Annotated in this window: 15 protein-coding genes and 1 pseudogene; 10 read left to right on the top strand and 6 right to left on the bottom strand. The window is 55.3% G+C overall.

Features of this window, described 5'->3' with window-relative positions; all coding sequences use genetic code 11:
- Positions 1-394: 394 nt before the first annotated feature.
- The 6 genes and pseudogenes from Q1B46_RS17260 to Q1B46_RS17235 all read right to left on the bottom strand — a co-directional run bounded on the left by Q1B46_RS17260 (position 395) and on the right by Q1B46_RS17235 (position 6,860).
- A pseudogene (locus Q1B46_RS17260) lies at positions 395-1,785 on the bottom strand (ISKra4 family transposase).
- A gap of 299 nt (positions 1,786-2,084) precedes the next feature.
- Entirely contained in the window at positions 2,085-2,609 is a 525-nt protein-coding gene (locus Q1B46_RS17255; RefSeq protein WP_299949905.1) for a GNAT family N-acetyltransferase, read from the bottom strand.
- Between the two features lie 24 nt (positions 2,610-2,633).
- On the bottom strand, positions 2,634-3,617 hold the full coding sequence (locus Q1B46_RS17250; protein ID WP_299949903.1) for a GlxA family transcriptional regulator: 984 nt from the start codon (positions 3,615-3,617) through the stop codon (positions 2,634-2,636).
- A 67-nt stretch (positions 3,618-3,684) separates the two neighbouring features.
- Positions 3,685-4,710 (bottom strand): succinylglutamate desuccinylase/aspartoacylase family protein, encoded by a 1,026-nt coding sequence (locus tag Q1B46_RS17245; RefSeq protein WP_299949901.1) that lies wholly within the window; start codon positions 4,708-4,710, stop codon positions 3,685-3,687.
- Positions 4,711-4,727: 17 nt separating this feature from the next.
- On the bottom strand, positions 4,728-5,912 hold the full coding sequence (locus tag Q1B46_RS17240; protein ID WP_299949899.1) for a PLP-dependent aminotransferase family protein: 1,185 nt from the start codon (positions 5,910-5,912) through the stop codon (positions 4,728-4,730).
- A gap of 18 nt (positions 5,913-5,930) precedes the next feature.
- Entirely contained in the window at positions 5,931-6,860 is a 930-nt protein-coding gene (locus Q1B46_RS17235) for an ornithine cyclodeaminase family protein (protein ID WP_299949897.1), read from the bottom strand.
- Positions 6,861-6,946: 86 nt separating this feature from the next.
- Here Q1B46_RS17235 and Q1B46_RS17230 point away from each other — a divergent pair, with 86 nt between their 5' ends.
- The 10 genes from Q1B46_RS17230 (at position 6,947) to Q1B46_RS17185 (ending at position 16,753) form a co-directional block, all read left to right on the top strand.
- Entirely contained in the window at positions 6,947-8,110 is a 1,164-nt protein-coding gene (locus tag Q1B46_RS17230; protein ID WP_299949895.1) for a Xaa-Pro peptidase family protein, read from the top strand.
- A 56-nt stretch (positions 8,111-8,166) separates the two neighbouring features.
- Positions 8,167-9,024: an ectoine/hydroxyectoine ABC transporter substrate-binding protein EhuB gene (gene ehuB / locus Q1B46_RS17225; RefSeq protein WP_299949893.1), complete on the top strand. Its 858-nt coding sequence runs from the start codon at positions 8,167-8,169 to the stop codon at positions 9,022-9,024.
- 89 nt (positions 9,025-9,113) lie between these two features.
- Positions 9,114-9,890: an aspartate/glutamate racemase family protein gene (locus Q1B46_RS17220; RefSeq protein ID WP_299949891.1), complete on the top strand. Its 777-nt coding sequence runs from the start codon at positions 9,114-9,116 to the stop codon at positions 9,888-9,890.
- The gene (gene ehuB / locus Q1B46_RS17215) at positions 9,887-10,735 is read left to right on the top strand and encodes an ectoine/hydroxyectoine ABC transporter substrate-binding protein EhuB (protein ID WP_299949889.1); all 849 of its coding nucleotides are present in this window, start codon (positions 9,887-9,889) and stop codon (positions 10,733-10,735) included. Before Q1B46_RS17220 ends, ehuB (Q1B46_RS17215) begins: the two co-directional genes overlap by 4 nt.
- A 64-nt stretch (positions 10,736-10,799) precedes the next feature.
- Complete coding sequence (gene ehuC, locus Q1B46_RS17210; protein WP_299949887.1) at positions 10,800-11,519, top strand: ectoine/hydroxyectoine ABC transporter permease subunit EhuC; 720 nt, start codon at positions 10,800-10,802, stop codon at positions 11,517-11,519.
- A 3-nt stretch (positions 11,520-11,522) separates the two neighbouring features.
- Positions 11,523-12,188 (top strand): ectoine/hydroxyectoine ABC transporter permease subunit EhuD, encoded by a 666-nt coding sequence (gene ehuD, locus Q1B46_RS17205; RefSeq protein WP_299949885.1) that lies wholly within the window; start codon positions 11,523-11,525, stop codon positions 12,186-12,188.
- 8 nt (positions 12,189-12,196) lie between these two features.
- A complete protein-coding gene (ehuA, locus tag Q1B46_RS17200; protein ID WP_366871601.1) occupies positions 12,197-12,961 on the top strand; it encodes an ectoine/hydroxyectoine ABC transporter ATP-binding protein EhuA in 765 nt (254 codons plus the stop codon).
- A 5-nt stretch (positions 12,962-12,966) separates the two neighbouring features.
- Complete coding sequence (locus Q1B46_RS17195) at positions 12,967-14,382, top strand: amidase family protein (RefSeq protein ID WP_299949882.1); 1,416 nt, start codon at positions 12,967-12,969, stop codon at positions 14,380-14,382.
- Positions 14,382-15,068 carry a GntR family transcriptional regulator gene (locus tag Q1B46_RS17190; protein ID WP_299949880.1) on the top strand — a complete coding sequence of 229 codons (687 nt, stop codon included), beginning with the start codon at positions 14,382-14,384 and terminating at the stop codon, positions 15,066-15,068. The genes Q1B46_RS17195 and Q1B46_RS17190 overlap by 1 nt, the downstream gene beginning before the upstream one ends.
- 38 nt (positions 15,069-15,106) lie before the next feature.
- Complete coding sequence (locus Q1B46_RS17185) at positions 15,107-16,753, top strand: choline dehydrogenase (RefSeq protein WP_299949878.1); 1,647 nt, start codon at positions 15,107-15,109, stop codon at positions 16,751-16,753.
- The last annotated feature ends 28 nt before the right edge of the window (positions 16,754-16,781 follow it).

Raw genomic sequence — 16,781 nt, 5'->3', positions numbered from 1 at the left:
AGGCCAATCATTTTAATCTCTTCCATAGACGCCTGGATCTGTTGCAAACTTTTGACCATTGACCTTTGTGAGGTTAGCGCCGGGGTAGCGAACGGCATTAATCAGGTGAAGGTTAGTCTATGATTTCTTTCGAAGGTGCACAGTATCCGAAATGGATGTGTCGCAAACTTTTGGGACGGGCGGAGTAAGCGACTTACTGGACACACCTATCCTGCAATCTCTGCAAATAGCCGAAAGCCAGATGTCGCAGTGCTGGAGAATTGCTGCTTTCGGATCATGTTGGCGACCTCAATGCCGTCCAGAGTAGCCGAAGCGGATGTCACTGTACCCTATTTAATCGGAATCTTGTCTGAAATTGTCCTGCAAAATCAATGGTGTTTTGTATTCTTAATTTTCATATTGGGGAGTGGAAAAGCTTTGGGGATTGTGCCGCCCTAAGTAGCCATAGTGAAAGCCTTCCATCCAAGAGGACAGCCCTGACAACCGCAACCCGGTGCGCGCCTCTTGGGGACCATCTCATGCGATGTTTCTTTCCCATGCGCACATTGGCGATCTCAATTTACGAGGCCTTCTGCCCTTGACGTTGAGACTGCTTTCCCTTGCTGACGTCTTCGCCCGTATTTCGCGATGGCTGACAGGTTGTGGCTCAAGTATGTTCTCAGATTCATTGCGCGTGAGGCGACCGAGCGCGCCTCATCGTTTGACTGACCATGGGTGTGTTCGCGCACGCGCATCGCGAAGCGGAACAAGACGTCATGCGTATCGCGTGCTCGGTCTGTCTGACCATGCCATATGCGCCAGCGAAGTATCTCAACAAGGGCAGCAATCTCTGCGCTACTTTCAGTTCCGGTGTGTGATGCCAGCGTTTGAAATGTTGTCTCCACATGTCGGATGCGCGCCGATAGATGCCACCAATCAAGAATGTGACGAACATCGGCACCCGTTGCGTTTCTGACCAATTGAGGCAGCGTGGGATCCCCATCAGAAAGAACAGTGACTGCAACGCCATCCTCCCAACCAGCGGCTTTCAGGCTGGACCGCAGGTGTTCAATCGGGTGATCGGCACCCATCTGGCTCAATCCAAACCGCCGTTTTTCAGCTGTTTCGCTTTCAATTGATCCCACAATGACTTCGAAATTTCGCCTTTGATATTCGAGGCGTGAACGAACATATGCGCTGTCCAGAAAGACCGTCACCTCGGTAGGTTTTGCTTGAATGGCCGTATCCGTCGGTTCCTCGCAACTGCGATCTTCAAGGGCCTTGGCAACCGACGCAAGCCGGTTCCGGATCGTTGCGTGGTTTTGGGTGGCTCAAAGGTGTGAGCTCGTTCAACAGACGCGCGGCTTCCCGAAAACTATGCCGGGCACCCAGCTCGGCTTGAAGCCTCCTAAATTCGGGTGTGGCATTGTCTTTCAAAATCTGCGTGAGCGGAGAATACGCTGCCTTGAACGCAGGAAAGCCCGGGAAGCCGGACATACACATCCGGACCCGAGGCGCTTCGACAGTCACACGACCGAAATGAGTATCGATACGTCGCTTACGACGATCATGCACAGGCAAATACGAATGGCAGTGACGGCCTGCCCGCGCGACTTCGCTGATTTCTTCCACTTGATCCTGGAGAACAGCACGCTGGACTTCTTTCAAGATCGATTTGCCCTCAGCGAGGCTGATACCAAGGCCGTCATCCGACGGATCGATAGAACACCGCTCAATGACGCCAATCTCATGGGACCGGCACTCGCTCCACGCAAACTCCGTTTCAATCCTGATCCGAACTTTCACACCTAATCCACCTGCGACAAAGACATAAGGATAGACCGAGATCAATTTAGGTCCCCAAGATTTTTCCACTCCCAGTGACAATTACCCTGACATCTCCTCATTCTCTGTTCCCTGGACACCACAGAGGATCGATTCAGATGAAAAGAGCCAACGGTATGAGAAGCATTAGTGCAGACAGTAACAGTGCCGTGGCAATCAACATTCTGCAGCTTATTTAAGACGTAGCGAAGGCACGCTCCTGTGATCCATGCTTCAAAAGTTCGAAGTCAAACATCTCCATTTCGCTTCTCCTTGTTTTACTAGCGTAGTACCTTTGTCATTTTCAACGTAGTCACTTTACAAAAACCCTTATGGGCACGGCCGCCGACGATCTTAAATCCTAAAGCCCCAAATTTATCTTGATTTGAGCGTAACTCAACGCGAGTTTCCAGTGCCAGCTCGTGCAGGCAGTTTGCCATTGCATACCGCTCTGCTTTGGCCATCATAAGGCGCGCCAGACCAGAGCCATGCATTTCAGGTAGAATTGAAAACCGGCTGAGAATGAGTGCGCTGTGCAGCTTACGCATGAACATACAACCAACCAGTTTGGACCCTGAAAAGGCCAAAAGCAGCGCCTCTTGTCTGGCTTTTGTAACCAGGTCCTGTTCCGTGCAGTCCAACGCCGTATTGGGCGGGTCGACTTTCCCGATGTGCAGTGAAAATGCCCGGCGCATCAACGCCAGCAATCCAGACCAGTCTTCAAATTTGTCATCCGCCAGAAACAACGCCGCCTTTTCGGGGGCCTTCTGGCTATGTTCGGCGGTCCGACCCGTGATCTGCGGCATGGATGGAAGGGGCTGTGTCAGGGGTTACACCTTTCTTGACTGGATAGGGCAAAAGCCGAATTTTCTTCGAAAATTGCGTGAAAAACTCGTCGCGCTGGAAAAGCCGCAGGCAGCAGAAATGGCGATGACCTTGTAATCGGTGTCGCGCAACAGCTGGCGGCCACGCTCCAATCGCAGATCACGATAAAAACTTGCCGGTGATCGGCTTGTGTAGGTTTTGAACAACCGCTCCAGCTGCCGGCGGGACACGCCCGAATTGCGAGCGATTAGGTCTAACGGTAGAATGTCTTTCAAATTGTCCGACATGATCCGGGCGGCGGTTATCAAGTGTGGGTTCCGCGACCCAAGCATCATGGACATCGAATTTTTTGGACTCTCCTCACCCTGCCGGAGTCCAATATGAACACACAATTCGGATACGGACATGGCAAATTCTCGGCCAAAATTGTGCTCGATCAAATGCAGAGTCAGATCCGCCGCCGCCATGCCGCCGCCGCATGTGATCACGCTGTCATCCTCACAATACAGGCGGTCTACGGGGTACAGAAAGGGGTGCCTTTCGCGGAAACCGAGCTGATCCTCCCAATGCAGAGTAAAGTCGCGGTCTTCAAGCAAACCGGCGCGAGCCATGATGTGTGCTCCGCCATCAACTGAACCAACCCGTGCGCCGGCACGATAGCGGTTATACAGCCAGCGTGCCGCGGCTTTCTCCTGACCTGAGCTCAGTTTGCTACCGGCGACGACGAAAGCGTAGTCGGGCCTCTCAGGCCGGTGACAACGGCTATTGACGGTCACGTTTACGCCGTTGGAAAATTGCAGCGGCTCACCGTCCAGCGATACGGTTTGCCACTCGTAAGCCGCGCGCATACTCAGCTTATTGGCCATGCGCAGTGGCTCGACTACGGCGCTAAAGCTCAGCATCGAAGCGTCCGGCAACAAAAGAAAAACAAAACTCTTGGAAACGCAGTCGGCTCCACTGGTCAGGGCGGGGTCAAAGGCGCGCAGCATCGCTGCGCGCCCCTTCAGACGCGACAAACAGGGAGAGGGAGACCGTGCCTTGGGATCGGTGAAGGTGTTATCCTTCATAGTCGCTGAGGGTGAAGAAAAGCGTATCGCCGATCTCACACAGCGCCGGGGTGCGTTTGCAGAAGACCACGCCACCCTTGTTGAAATACAGCTCCTCGGGCTTTTCCCATGGTTCTTTAAGGTTCCAGATATAACCGGCAAATTGACTGTCCTCGACAACATCTCCAAGGTTGACACGGGGTTCAAACATTCCGTCCTTGCGGGCGAAGATGTAGTGATCGCCGGTCTGCATCGCCTTCAGAGCGACCTTGTGTTCGGGTTCAGGCAGAACCTCGTCAGTTTGCAGGACACCGAGCTCACGCAGACAGCGTTTCATGCCGTTCCAGGCGAAATCGCGGATCCACGGTCGGATCTTGCCCGCCCCGCCCAATTCAGTCGACAGATAGATCTTGTCCAACGGCAGGATTTCACCCGAAAGGGTAGTCTCGTGCACCCGGTCGCCAACAATACCTAACGGTGCGCCAAACAGCTCGAGGAATTTCATCTGCATTGCGTCCTTGGCAGGATCGTTCATCAGGCGGATTTTCACCGACGGATGGTGGTCGATGGATTTACCGGCCGAGTGCAGGTCAAAGAACGCGTCACCACGTGGCACAATGTGCTTGGTGATGTACCAGGCGATCATCTCGGTGGGCGAGCCATACTGGTTGCCCGGGAACATCCGGTTCAGGTTGGCCTCACCGGTCCAATCCAGCGGCGAGGTGCGGCGGCCTGCGTAGAATGCCGGTGCGTTGGCGGCGGGCAGAAATATGATCTGACCTTTGATATCGCCGGGCTCCAGCTCCTGATACAGGCCGTTTGTGACTGACACACCTTCGTATTCGTCACCGTGGTTGGCACCGATAACAACCGCGACCGGGCCATCACCGTTTTTGATCGACATGATCGGCATTGGCAGCCAACCATAGGCAGATCGGTCCGAGCTGAACTGAATACGAACATATCCATGATGCTTACCTTCGGCGTCCAGATCGATCTCGCAGGAGGGGGCGAGGCTTACTTTGGGGCAGGGCATTGGGATGATCCTTCTTATTATGCCGCTTGTGCTTTGGATTGTAGTTTGCGCCAGGCAACGCCCAGTTTGGCGATACCTTCGTTGATTTCGTCGACAGTTATGAAGCTGTAGGCCATACGGATGAAGTGACCCGGGTCGTCATTGGGAAAGCTCAGGCGGCCAGAAGTCACTTCGACACCTTCGGCGATGCCCAATTCGACAAGACGCTCAGCGTCACTTCCTTCTGGCAGTTTAGCCCAAAGGAAATACCCGCCCTGTGGTGCGCGAATCCTGGCTTCGGGAAGGTGCTCGGCAAAGGCAGCGATCATCGCGTCGCGGTGAATGCGCATCTGGTGAATCATCTCGTCGATGTGATGCGCCATTTTGTTCGACTGCATTAGTTGAACAACGATCCGCTGGGAAAACGCGTTTGAACCGCCATCGGCCTTTTGCATCGCCATGCGGCGGATCACGCCTGCATCACCAATGGCCCAGCCCACGCGCAGCCCGGGGGCCAGGATTTTGGACACAGTACCCAGGCTGATGACATGCCCGGTACTATCCATGGATTTGATCGAAGGGATCACCTCACCTTCAAACCGGATACGGCGATAGGGATCGTCCTCGCAAATTACAAAATTGAAGCGCTGCGCCAGATCCAGTATCTTCTTGCGACGAGCCAGCGAGGTCGTAACGCCGGTGGGGTTGTGGAAATCCGGGACGTCGAACAGCAGCTTTGGCATCTGTTCGGCGTTGTTTTCCATGTTTTGCAGTTTCTGTTCCAACTCATCGGCACAGAACCCTTCTTCGTCCTGACCGATGTCGATAAAGCGGACGTTGTGTGTACGCATGATATGCACGGCGGTCATATAGGTCGGACGGGTCACGATCACCGCATCCCCGACCTCGCAGAAGGTGCGAAGGGCCAGATCAAAGGCGCTTTTTGATCCATAGGTGACCAAAACGTTTTCACGGTTGGCCTTGATGCCGTCCTCAGCCACGAAGTTGCAGATCTCATCGCGCAGGTCGTCCAGACCCATCAACGGTGCATATTGCATGGCCTCTTCGCGCAGTGGGCCGACCGCTTCGGTCGCTTCGCGCACTACGTCAGGCAGGCAGGGCGGGTAGGCCGCACCGGAGTTGAGTGCGATCGTGCCCGGGGCATGATCGAAAACCGATTTGCCAAGGATGGCCGAGCGGCGTGCGAATCTGAACTCTGTCATTTTCTTTCCAGTCAGGTTTTAGGATGCAGCAGTCATGCGAGCGGCCACAAAATCTTCGATGGCGGCTCCCACGGATTTGAAAACAGTGATTTGTGAATCGGACGTGCGCGGTTGAGCCTCGCCGCGACAAAGCTCGGCCATGTCCCCGACGACGTCTTCACGGGTTATTGCGCCTTCGGCCAGTGGTTGGGTGATGTCGCCCGCTTCAGCCATCGCACCGTCATAAGTGTCGACAATGATACTGCGCGCAGCACGTTTCAGGGCGTCACTGTCGGCTTCGCGCATGTCGGTGGTGAAGCCACCGACCAGGTCCAGATGCACGCCCTCTTTCAGAAGCGCGCCCTTGATCAGCGGGTCATTGGTGATCGTAGCGGCGGCGATCACATCAGCCTCGGGGATAGCTGCATCAAGATCGGAGGATGCCGTTACGCTGTCATCAAACTTTGCAGCCAGCGCTTGGGCCTGTTCTGGCCGGCGCGCCCAGATCTGTACTGATTCATAGTCACGCACAGCACGGTGGGCGGAAATTAGGGTATCCGCAATTGTGCCAGCACCGACGATCAGCAGGTTTCTTGCGTCTTTGCGAGCCATCAGATCCGCGGCAAGTGCCGAGGTCGCTGCCGTCCGGCGCGCAGTCAATTCACCACCTTCCATGGCCGCTTCGGCCTGACCGGTCACAGCGTCAAACACCATTACCGAGGCATTTACTGCTGGCAGGTTCCGAGCGGAATTCCCGGGAGCGATAAACAGTATTTTTACTGCCAGCTTACCGCCTTCTTCCCAGGCGGGCATGGCCAGAAACGAGGCGTCGGGCTCACCGGGAACCGGGATTGTGTGTGCGGTCCGCAAAGGTTGCGACACGCCATTAGCAAATGCTTCTCGCAGTTGCGTAATCAGCTCGTTCCACGGAAGAGCATCCTTCACCTGCGCATCTGAATAAACTCTCATCCCGCGACTCCTTAAAGAAATGCCTTGCGTTAAATAATATATTATCTAGTATTATCTCAACGTCAACTCAGAATTACAGGGCTCTTATGGCACCCCAATACGCAGACTTCTCACGTGAAGAATTCGAACAGCGCTTTGCAAAGACGCGCACGCTAATGGCTGAAAAGAACCTCGATGCAATGCTGATCACTGAGCGGCTGAACTATCAGTACTACTCGGGCCACCGGTCCGAGCAGTGCGCAGTCGACAAGATTCGCTCGTACATGGTCATCATCCCCAAGGACGGCGATCCGACGCTGATCACCATGCCGTTCGAGGTTGCGCAGGTCGAACAGACTTCGTTCATCACCGATATTCGTACCACTGGCGGCCTAATGGGCCACCCCGAGTTCATCATCGGTGTGTTGAAAGACCTCGGCCTGTCCAAGGCCAAGATCGGCTGTGAACTCGGCCGCGAACAGTATCTGGGTATTTCCTACCTGGGCCTGCAAGAGGTCATGAAAGGCGTGCCAGAAGTCGAGTTTGTCGATGCCGCCGACATCATCTTGAAGGTGCGCAACGTAAAATCGCCACAGGAAATCGAATATCTGCGACGAGCTTCGATCATTTCGGCTGAAGCGCAGAAAAAGACCTTTACCCAGGTGCGCGCGGGGATGACCGAAAACGAGGTCGCCCAGATACTGCGGGAAAACCTGATTGCAAACGGGGCGGAAAAGATTTCGCTGCTGTGCGTGCTGTCGGGCGCCAATGAAAAAGGCATCGTGCTGCTACCGACTGACCGTGTGATTCAAAAGGGTGAAACGCTGGGCTTTGACGTTGGCGTTAGCTATCGTGGCTACTGGTCGGATTTGGCGCGGACCGCATCGGTCGGAATGCCCTCGGAGGAATTATCCGAATTCTATACCTGGGCCATGAAGTTGCGCCATGACTGCAATATGCAGCTGATGGCGGGCAACACGCCTGCTGACATTATCCGCGTTGTTGACAAATACCTGGATGATCGTGGTCTCAAGACCATGGGTGTGGGCCGTGTCGGCCACGGTGTCGGAATCGAGACTACCGAATACCCATCGCTGGCCGCGTTCGAGGATATTACCTTCGAGGTGGGCAACGTCTTTGCCTGTAATCCGAACTTCTCGAACGAACTTGGCTTTATCAACGCCGAAGACAACTGGGCTGTAACAACTGGCGAACCGGACCTGCTGTCAGCGCCGGTCGCTGAATGGGAAATTCCGGTCATCGAGGCCTGAACGAAGGAGGGTCGCCTGAGTTCGGCGGCCCTCGACCAACTACCTGGGAGGAAATAATGAAAACGAATATTCTGCGTCGCACTGTTCTGAAAGTGGCCGCCGGGTTGGTCATGGCGGCCCTGCCGGTCATGGCCTCGGCCGAAACCGTCGAAGAACGTGGCAACGGCGAAGGCCTACGCGTGGCTTATTACAACTTTGCGCCCTTTGGCTACGTCAATGCCGATGGCGACGTCGTGGGCGAGCAGGTTGAAATCTTGCGCCATGTGCTGGGTGAGATGGGTTTGAAGGTCCAGTCCGAGACGGCCACGGAATGGGGCAACCTGATCCCCGGCCTCAAGGCCGATCGATTTGACATCGTCGCCGCAGCAATGTTTGTCACACCCAAACGCTGCGGTGAGGTCGCCTTTTCTGAACCGACATTCGGCATTCAGAACACCATCATCGTGCCAGAAGGCAACCCCGACGGCCTGGGCAGCTCGTATGAGAGTATCGCCGCTTCTGGCAGGACGCTGGCAGCGATTGCTGGTACCGCGCAGGTCGACTGGGCCAAGAGCGTTGGTGTCGAAGATGCCAACATTATGCAGGTGCCCGATAACCCGACCGGACTGGCAGCCGTTCGTGCAGGACGAGCCGCTGCGTTCACAATCGACGCACCCGGGGCACGGATTGCCGTGAACAGCGACGGTGGTGAAGGTTTTGAAATGCTCGAACCCTTTGCCGAAGTCGGCGGAAAGCCCGCCAGCCCCCATGGTGCTTATGCTTTCCGCCCGGACGAGGCCGAATTCGTGAAGAAATTTAACGAAACTTTGACCGCGTTCATCGGCACGCCAGAGCATATCGCCATCATGGAGGCGCACGGCCTGCAGAAAAGCGAACTGCCCGCGCGCAGCACCGCAGACCTGTGTGAAGGCTAAGGTTGATTGTCTGGCCGGGGTGTTAGCCCCGGCCGGTTGGTCTCTTTGACGAAGCGGTCAGGTCCGATAAGGCTGTGAGGTGCCGATAAATGGACGCAAGCAAGATATTCGGGAACAGTCCGGGCGAGTATCGCATAGGTGTTGTCGCCCTGGCCAATGATCAGGTGATCGAGCGCGACCTGGTGCGTATGCTGCCGCGCGAAGCTCTGACTTTTACCACCAGAATTGCTTTTGGAGGCCACTGCACGCTGGAACAGCTGGCAAACATGGCGCCGGTCCTGAGCGACGCAGTAGATCTCCTCAATCCTGAGGTGGAACTGGATGCTGTGGTTTTTGGCTGTACTTCGGGCACGATCGCTATCGGGCCGGACAATGTACGCAGCGCAATTCGCAAGTCATCGCCAAAAGCCATTGTTGTAAACCCTGTAGAGGCAGCCTGCGCGGCCTTCGACCATCTTGGTGCCAAACGTCTGAATATGGTCACCCCATATGAAAGCGAAATCGCCGATCTGATGGCGCACACGTTTTCTGAGCGCGGGTTCGAAATCGTCAATCGACTTGATTTTGGCATCACCGGGTCGGCTGATATCAGCCGCGTGACCCCGGAAGCAATCTTCAAAGTGGCCACGTCGCTGAGTACGAGGGGCGTCGATGCGACCTTTGTCTCCTGCACTGACTTCCAGTCGTTGACGGTGCTGGAAAGCATAGAAACCGCAACAGGCTTGCCTGTGATTTCCAGCAATCAGGCGATGGTCTGGCAGCTTGTCACCCATTCAGGCCTTACGAACAGTATACCCGGTTATGGCCGGTTACTTGAAAACTTCGAAAAAGAAAAAACTACTCATCAACAAGGAGAAATAACATGAAATTTATGCGCCGACACCTGCTGTCTACCGCGACAGCAATGGCTACCGTTGCCCTTTCCGCAACGGCCAGCTTTGCCGAAACACTGAACGAGCGTGCAACGGGCGAAGGCCTGCGGGTCGCGTTCTATAATTTTTCGCCTTATGCTTATAAAGACGCCGATGATAACTTGGTTGGCACCGATGTCGAAACACTCACAACCGTCCTAGAAAAGATGGGTGGAAAAGTGGCTGAGGCGAACTCGACCGAATGGGGTGCCCTGATCCCCGGGCTCAAAGCTGATCGTTTCGATGTGGTTGCTGCTGGCATGTTCGTGACGCCCAAGCGCTGCGCCGAAGTGCAATTTTCCGAACCGACATTCGGGATTCAACAAGCAATGCTGGTAGAAAAGGGTAATCCGAAAGGCGTTAGCAACTACGAGTCCATTGCCGAGAACGGTCTGAAAGTGGGTGCCGTGGCCGGCGCCGCTCAGGTCGGCTATGCGCAGGCTGCCGGTGTGGATGATGCAAGTATTTCACAACTGCCGGACAACCCAACGGGTGTTGCGGCGCTGAAAGCCGGCCGCATTGATGCCTGGGCGGTATCAGCACCGGGTGTGCGGCAGATCATTGCCAGCGATCCCGGTGGCGTCGAGTCCACTCCGGTTTTTGCCGAAGTGGCAGGTCAGCCGGCGGTGTCGCACGGCGCGTTTGCCTTCCGTCCGGATGATGCTGAATTCGTCGCCGCCTTCAATGCAACGATGGCAGATTTCATTGGTTCACCTGAACATATTGCGATCATGGAAAAGCACGGAATGACGGCAGATGAACTGCCAATCAGTTCAACAGCCGAGCTCTGCGGCGGTTGAGCCCATGAAGGAACCCGGCCCGACCAACGGGCCGGGAAACACGAAACACTTGCGGGGAATGAGCATGAATCGCATCGCCATCGTATCCGCGTTGATCGCCTTTCTGGTCGGTATGACCTTCGCTACGTTTTCAGAAATGCGGGTATTTCTGCCTGCCATTCTGAAAGGGGCGGTGGTGACCGTTCAGGTCTCGATCCTGTCGATTGCGCTGTTTCTCTTTATGTCGGTGATCTCTGGCATCGGCAGGCTGTCTGCCAATAGGCCCATCCGTTGGGCTTCGATTTTTTACATCGAGGTGTTCCGGGGAACGTCGCTGCTGGTCATCCTGTTCTGGATGTTCTTCGTAATGCCTGAGTTTGGCGTCACCCTGTCTCCAATGGTAGCCGGTGTGACGGCCATCGGCTTGAACTTTGGCGCCTATGGGGCCGAGGTCGTGCGCGGAGCGATCGCGGCCGTGCCGAAAGGCCAGACCGAGGCAACCATCGCTCTAAATATGGCGCCTTATAAGCGCTTGACGCGGATCGTTTTGCCGCAAGCCATCGCTATCATGATCCCTGGTATGAGCAATTTGACCATTGAACTGATCAAGGCAACGGCACTGGTGTCAGCAGTGACCTTGGTCGACATCACCTATGCCGCGGTTCAGCAGAACCAGTTGCATTACCGAACGGTAGAGATCTTCTTCATCACCATGCTGCTTTACTACGTCTTCGCACAGTTCGTGCGGTTCGGCGGTGAGGCGCTAGAAGAGCATTACACCCGTCACCTGAGCAAGAGGGTCTGAGCCATGGATTGGAGATGGGATTTTACCTTCGATGTGGTTCTGCCCAAGATGTGGCAAGCTGCGGGCGTAACGATCTGGGCCACAGTAGCCAGCTTTGCCTTTGCATTGGTGGGCGGGTTGATCCTCATGCTTTTGAAAACCAACCGGTCGGCCTGGATCAGCCGTCCGGCAACCGAACTGATCGAGTTTATCCGAGCCACACCATTGTTGGTTCAGATCTTCTTTCTGTTTTTTCTGTTGCCCGAGATCGGTTTGACCCTGCCACCGCTGACCACGGGCATTCTGGCCATCGGCATCTATAATTCCGCGCTGTGCGCCGAGGTTTATCGCGCGGGGTTTCAGGCAGTCCCCAAGGGTCAGTGGGAAGCATGCACCGCGCTGAACATGTCAACCTATCGCACCTTCCGGGATGTGATTATTCCGCAATCTTTACCGCCGATCGTGCCCGCATTGGGTAACTATCTGGTTGCGATCTTTAAGGAAACGCCGCTGTTGTCATTCGTTGCTGTGGCCGAGATCATGCAAGTTTCGAAACTGATCGGGGCAGAATATTATCGGTTCACCGAGGCGATCACCATCGCCGGGATATTCTTTCTGGTCATGAGCCTGATCGCGGCCTTCGGCATCCGTCTCGTTGAAAACTACGTCAAGAGGAGCATCCTGCATTGACCCACCCCATGATTCAATTCGACAAAGTCCTCAAGGCCTATGGGGCGCTGCAGGTCCTCAAGGATCTGGACTTCTCGGTCGATAATGGCGAGGTGGTCTCGATCATCGGCCCCTCTGGCTCGGGTAAAACCACCGTTTTGCGTGTTCTGATGACGTTGGAGGGCATTCAGGGCGGTACCATGTATGTTAACGGCGAGCCGCTGAACAAGATGAACGTGGACGGCCAGCTGGTGGATGCGTCCAAGGCACATATCCGTCGCATTCGGTCCAAGATTGGAATGGTGTTTCAGAGCTTCAACCTCTTTCCGCACATGACGGCATTGGATAACTGCAACGAAAGTCCGATCCACACTCAAGGCAAGTCCAAAGCCGAGGCGACTGAGGAATCCATGCGGTTGCTGGAAATGGTGGGGCTGGCGGAAAAGGCCAATCACTATCCCAGTCAGCTATCAGGTGGCCAGCAACAGCGTGTTGCCATCGCTCGAACACTTGCAATGCATCCCGAAATTTTGCTGTTTGACGAGCCGACATCAGCGCTGGACCCGGAAATGGTCGGTGAAGTACTAGAGGTGATCCGCGATCTGGCGAAATCCGGCGATTACACCATGCTGTTGGTCACACACCAGATGGGCTTTGCGCGCGAAGTGTCGGATCGTGTCTGTTTCTTCGACGGCGGCAAGATGGTCGAGCAGGGCAAACCGGATGATCTGTTTGGCAATCCGCAGCATGATCGTCTGAAGCAGTTCTTGTCCAAGGTTTTGGAGGCAGGATGATTCAAATGGTGTCATCACATCCAAACAGGGCATACGGCCTCTGTCCGGATGCGGTGACACTGCATGCAGCTATTGCCGGCAAAGAAGTGTCGGCGCGCGATGCGCTGGAAGCCTGTTTGGCGGCAATCGATGACCGCAATGACGCGATCAATGCCGTGGTCTATGAGGACAGAGCGGGCGCGAGGGCACAGGCCGATGCCTGCGACGGTGCTGAAGATTGCTTTGGGCCACTCCAAGGTGTTCCGGTTACCATAAAGGAATGTTTCGATTGGGCCGGGCACCCAACAACATGGGGCGATCCTGACCGATCCAACTGTATCGCGGAAACCGATTCACATGTCGTCTCGCGCCTGAAAACGGCGGGTGCGATCATTATTGGCAAAACCAACATCCCCCCATATTTATCGGATTGGGAAACAGCGAACCCCTTGTTCGGACAGACGCGCAACCCGCATGATCCAAGTCGCAGCGCGGGAGGGTCGTCAGGCGGTTCGGCGGCAGCGGTGGCCAGCGGCATGTCCTACATTGACATCGGCAGCGATCAGGGCGGTTCAATCCGTTATCCAGCACATTGCTGTGGTGTTTTCGGATTGAAGCCGAGCTGGGGTGAAATCTCGCTTGCTGGGCACAGCCCACTGAATGAACTTCGTGAACCTGATATCGGAGCGGCAGGTCCTCTGGCCCGCTCGGCCCGCGATATCGCTCTGGCACTTTCGGTTTTGCGTAGCAAGCCCGCCTCGGACAAAGAGTCCCTTCCCAAAAAGATCAAAATCGCACAATTGCCCACGCTGTCAGGCTGCCCGATTGATACACGCTATCAGCAAGCATTCGACAGGTTTACCGACCGCCTACGAAATACCGGGACAACGGTTGTCCAGGCGCAACCCGATATTGATTTTGAACGGGCGACCGAGGTGATGAACTTACTGGTTCGTGCGGAAACCTCGCGGAAAACTGAACTTGTTGCAGATTATCGCGTGCGACAGCAGTTGGAGCCCGCCACTAATAACAAACTCGCAGAACGCAACGCGAAAGGTACCGCCCTCAGCCACCGGGACTGGTTGATCCTGCATGAGGAGAGGTTGGAGATGTGCCGGAAAGTGGCTTGGTTTTTTGAGGAATTTGATGTTCTTCTGTGTCCAGCGTCTGCGGGTCCGGCGCCTCGGTTTCGTTTCGCCAATGATGCAGCCAGCCGAACTGTGCAGGTGAACGGCAATGATATGCCTATTCTGAAGCTTCACATGCTGTATATGCTTGGCAGTTTGCTGTATCTGCCCGCGTGCGTCATGCCTATCGGCGACCGAATTGAGGGAATGCCGGTTGGAGTGCAACTGGTCGGGTCTTTCGGCAGCGACGATCTCTTGCTTGCGGCCGCCAGCGCATTCAATGGCTCCGGTGTCATTCAAATGGGAAGAGGATAATGAAAGAGTTTCTCAACTACGGCGATGGCCCCAAAGCGATCTATGAGATTTTGAAAAGGCAGATCATCGCGGGTGAATGGGAACCTGGCCAAGAGCTCAAGATCATGCCATTGGCAGCCGAGATGGATGTCTCGATCGTCCCACTGCGGGAAGCAGTAAGGATGCTGGCCTCGGAAAACCTGATCGAGTTGCGCCCCCGCCGTAGCCCGATCATCGCGAGAATCGACGTTCGGGACCTTGTGGAGATGAATCAGATTCGTGGCGCGTTAGAACCAATTATTCTGGCGGACGCCGTCCCGAGGCATACCGCGAAAACCCTAAAAGCGTGTGAAAAGGTTCTGAACCGAACTGAGAAGGTCAAAGATCCGTGGGAGATGGTGGAGCTGAACAAGGACTTCCATTTGACCCTGCTGGGACCGTCGCGGCTGCAACGATCACTGGATATCGTTTCAGATCAGTATGATGGCATTGCGCGACTGACACAGTTTCGCGTGGTCACACATGAACATCAGCTAGGAAAACTGCACGGCGAACATGCTCGTATTCTCGATGCGGCTAAAAGAGGTGACGTTGCCGCCGCTGTTGCGGAAATGACCACGCACATCGATCAGGCCACAACACGCGCCGCGAAGGAACTGACTGAAGCGGAAACCCAGGACGAATTGTCTGTCACCAACACCGCCTGATCTGTCGATCGGGGGGTACAATCAATTACGAAGTCGAAATGCAAGCAGATTATGATTTCATCGTGGTCGGCTCGGGTAGCGCCGGGGCAATCATTGCGGCCAGGTTGGCTGAAGACAGCAACAACAAAGTACTGTTGCTGGAAGCGGGACCGAAGGATTCCAGCCTGTTGTTTCATGTGCCTGCGGCCATGCGCTACGCCTATAACGCACCGAAATACAACTGGAACTTTGAAACCGAGCCCGAACCCTATCTGAACAACCGTGTGCTAGTGCAGCCGCGTGGCAAGGTGCTTGGTGGATCCAGCTCGATCAACGGTCAATTGTATCTGCGCGGCCACCCGATGGATTACGAAGGCTGGGCCGAAGGCGGTGCACGCGGCTGGTCTTATTCTGAGGTTTTGCCCTATTTCAAACGGCTGGAAACCCGTGTGGACGGTAATACCGAATATCAGGGCCACGACGGTCATGTCCGCGCTTCGACCATGGGCTCAGACAATCCGTTGACGCAGGCATTTCTGAAGGCGGGTGAAGAAGCAGGATATCTCCGCACTGACGATGTAAATGGTGGTCAGCAGGACGGGTTCGGCTATCTGCCCAAGAACGTCGCTGATGGGCGCCGTTCATCGACCGCCTATTGCTATCTGCGAAATCCCCCGTTCAATCTAGATATCCAGACCGGCTGCACGGTCCTGAACCTGATCATCGAAGACAAGGCCGCAAAAGGCGTGCGATATGTGCAAGGTGGGCGCGAAGTCGCCGCTACCGCTAGACGCGAAGTTGTGCTGTCGGCGGGAGCCTTTAATAGCCCAACCATACTGCTGCATTCGGGTGTCGGCCCGGCGGCGCAGTTGCGCGAACACGGGATCAAGGTTGTGCACAACCTTCCCGGCGTTGGCGAGAACCTGATGGATCACCCGCTGACCTCGTTGCAGGTGAAATGCACTAGGCCGGTTACGCTCTACCGGCAACTGAACCTGATTAGCCAGGCCAAAGGGGTAATTGACTGGGCACTGACCCGCAAAGGTCTGTTAGCCAACAACCATTTTGATGCAGTCTGTTTCATCCGCACCAAGGCAGGCGTGCGATTTCCGAACATGCAGGTCGCACTGTTTCAGATTGCCGTGGCTGAAGGCTCGGCCGATTTTATCAAGGAGCATGCTTTCCAGCTGCAGTTCACCAACCAGCGCCCGCAAAGCCGGGGGCATGTCAAGTTGACCTCAAACGACCCCTTCGCTGCCCCGCGTATCCGCTATAACATGCTGGAAGACGCGGAAGATGTCGAAGAACTGAAAGCAGGCCTTCGCCTATCGCGCGAACTGACCGAGCAACCGTCATTGGCTGCTTTTACCGGCGATGAGATATTCCCCGGCGCAACGGTGCAAAGCGATGCTGATATCGAGGCTTGGCTGCGCGAGAACTGCCATTCCTCGTACCACCCATCCGGCACCTGCAAGATGGGTGTGGACAAGCTGGCAGTGGTCGATCCGGAATGCCGGGTGCATGGTATTGCCAATCTGCGGGTAGCGGATGCCTCGATCATGCCCGTCATTCCGTCGGCCAACCTCAACTGTCCGACGATGATGATCGGAGAAAAGGCTTCGGACATGATCTTGGGCAAAGACCCGCTGTCCCCCTCGAATTTGCCGTATTTCTCGGACCCGAATTGGGAAACGGCGCAGCGCTGAAGGTAATCAATGGAAAAAAAGGGCGGCC

It is taken from the genome of uncultured Ruegeria sp., from assembly GCF_947500045.1.
Classification (GTDB): domain Bacteria; phylum Pseudomonadota; class Alphaproteobacteria; order Rhodobacterales; family Rhodobacteraceae; genus Ruegeria.
Note: the sequence above shows the minus strand (reverse complement) of the source record. Positions and strands in the feature narration are given on the sequence as shown.

Coding starts and splice junctions, on each gene's coding strand:
- Q1B46_RS17230 (WP_299949895.1), top strand. CDS start 6,947: ATGGCACCCCAATACGCAGACTTCTCACGTGAAGAATTCGAACAGCGC.
- Q1B46_RS17255 (WP_299949905.1), bottom strand. CDS start 2,609: ATGCCGCAGATCACGGGTCGGACCGCCGAACATAGCCAGAAGGCCCCC.
- Q1B46_RS17190 (WP_299949880.1), top strand. CDS start 14,382: ATGAAAGAGTTTCTCAACTACGGCGATGGCCCCAAAGCGATCTATGAG.
- Q1B46_RS17195 (WP_299949882.1), top strand. CDS start 12,967: ATGGTGTCATCACATCCAAACAGGGCATACGGCCTCTGTCCGGATGCG.
- ehuA (WP_366871601.1), top strand. CDS start 12,197: ATGATTCAATTCGACAAAGTCCTCAAGGCCTATGGGGCGCTGCAGGTC.
- Q1B46_RS17185 (WP_299949878.1), top strand. CDS start 15,107: ATGCAAGCAGATTATGATTTCATCGTGGTCGGCTCGGGTAGCGCCGGG.
- ehuC (WP_299949887.1), top strand. CDS start 10,800: ATGAATCGCATCGCCATCGTATCCGCGTTGATCGCCTTTCTGGTCGGT.
- Q1B46_RS17240 (WP_299949899.1), bottom strand. CDS start 5,912: ATGACAGAGTTCAGATTCGCACGCCGCTCGGCCATCCTTGGCAAATCG.
- ehuD (WP_299949885.1), top strand. CDS start 11,523: ATGGATTGGAGATGGGATTTTACCTTCGATGTGGTTCTGCCCAAGATG.
- ehuB (WP_299949893.1), top strand. CDS start 8,167: ATGAAAACGAATATTCTGCGTCGCACTGTTCTGAAAGTGGCCGCCGGG.
- Q1B46_RS17220 (WP_299949891.1), top strand. CDS start 9,114: ATGGACGCAAGCAAGATATTCGGGAACAGTCCGGGCGAGTATCGCATA.
- ehuB (WP_299949889.1), top strand. CDS start 9,887: ATGAAATTTATGCGCCGACACCTGCTGTCTACCGCGACAGCAATGGCT.
- Q1B46_RS17235 (WP_299949897.1), bottom strand. CDS start 6,860: ATGAGAGTTTATTCAGATGCGCAGGTGAAGGATGCTCTTCCGTGGAAC.
- Q1B46_RS17250 (WP_299949903.1), bottom strand. CDS start 3,617: ATGCTGCGCGCCTTTGACCCCGCCCTGACCAGTGGAGCCGACTGCGTT.
- Q1B46_RS17245 (WP_299949901.1), bottom strand. CDS start 4,710: ATGCCCTGCCCCAAAGTAAGCCTCGCCCCCTCCTGCGAGATCGATCTG.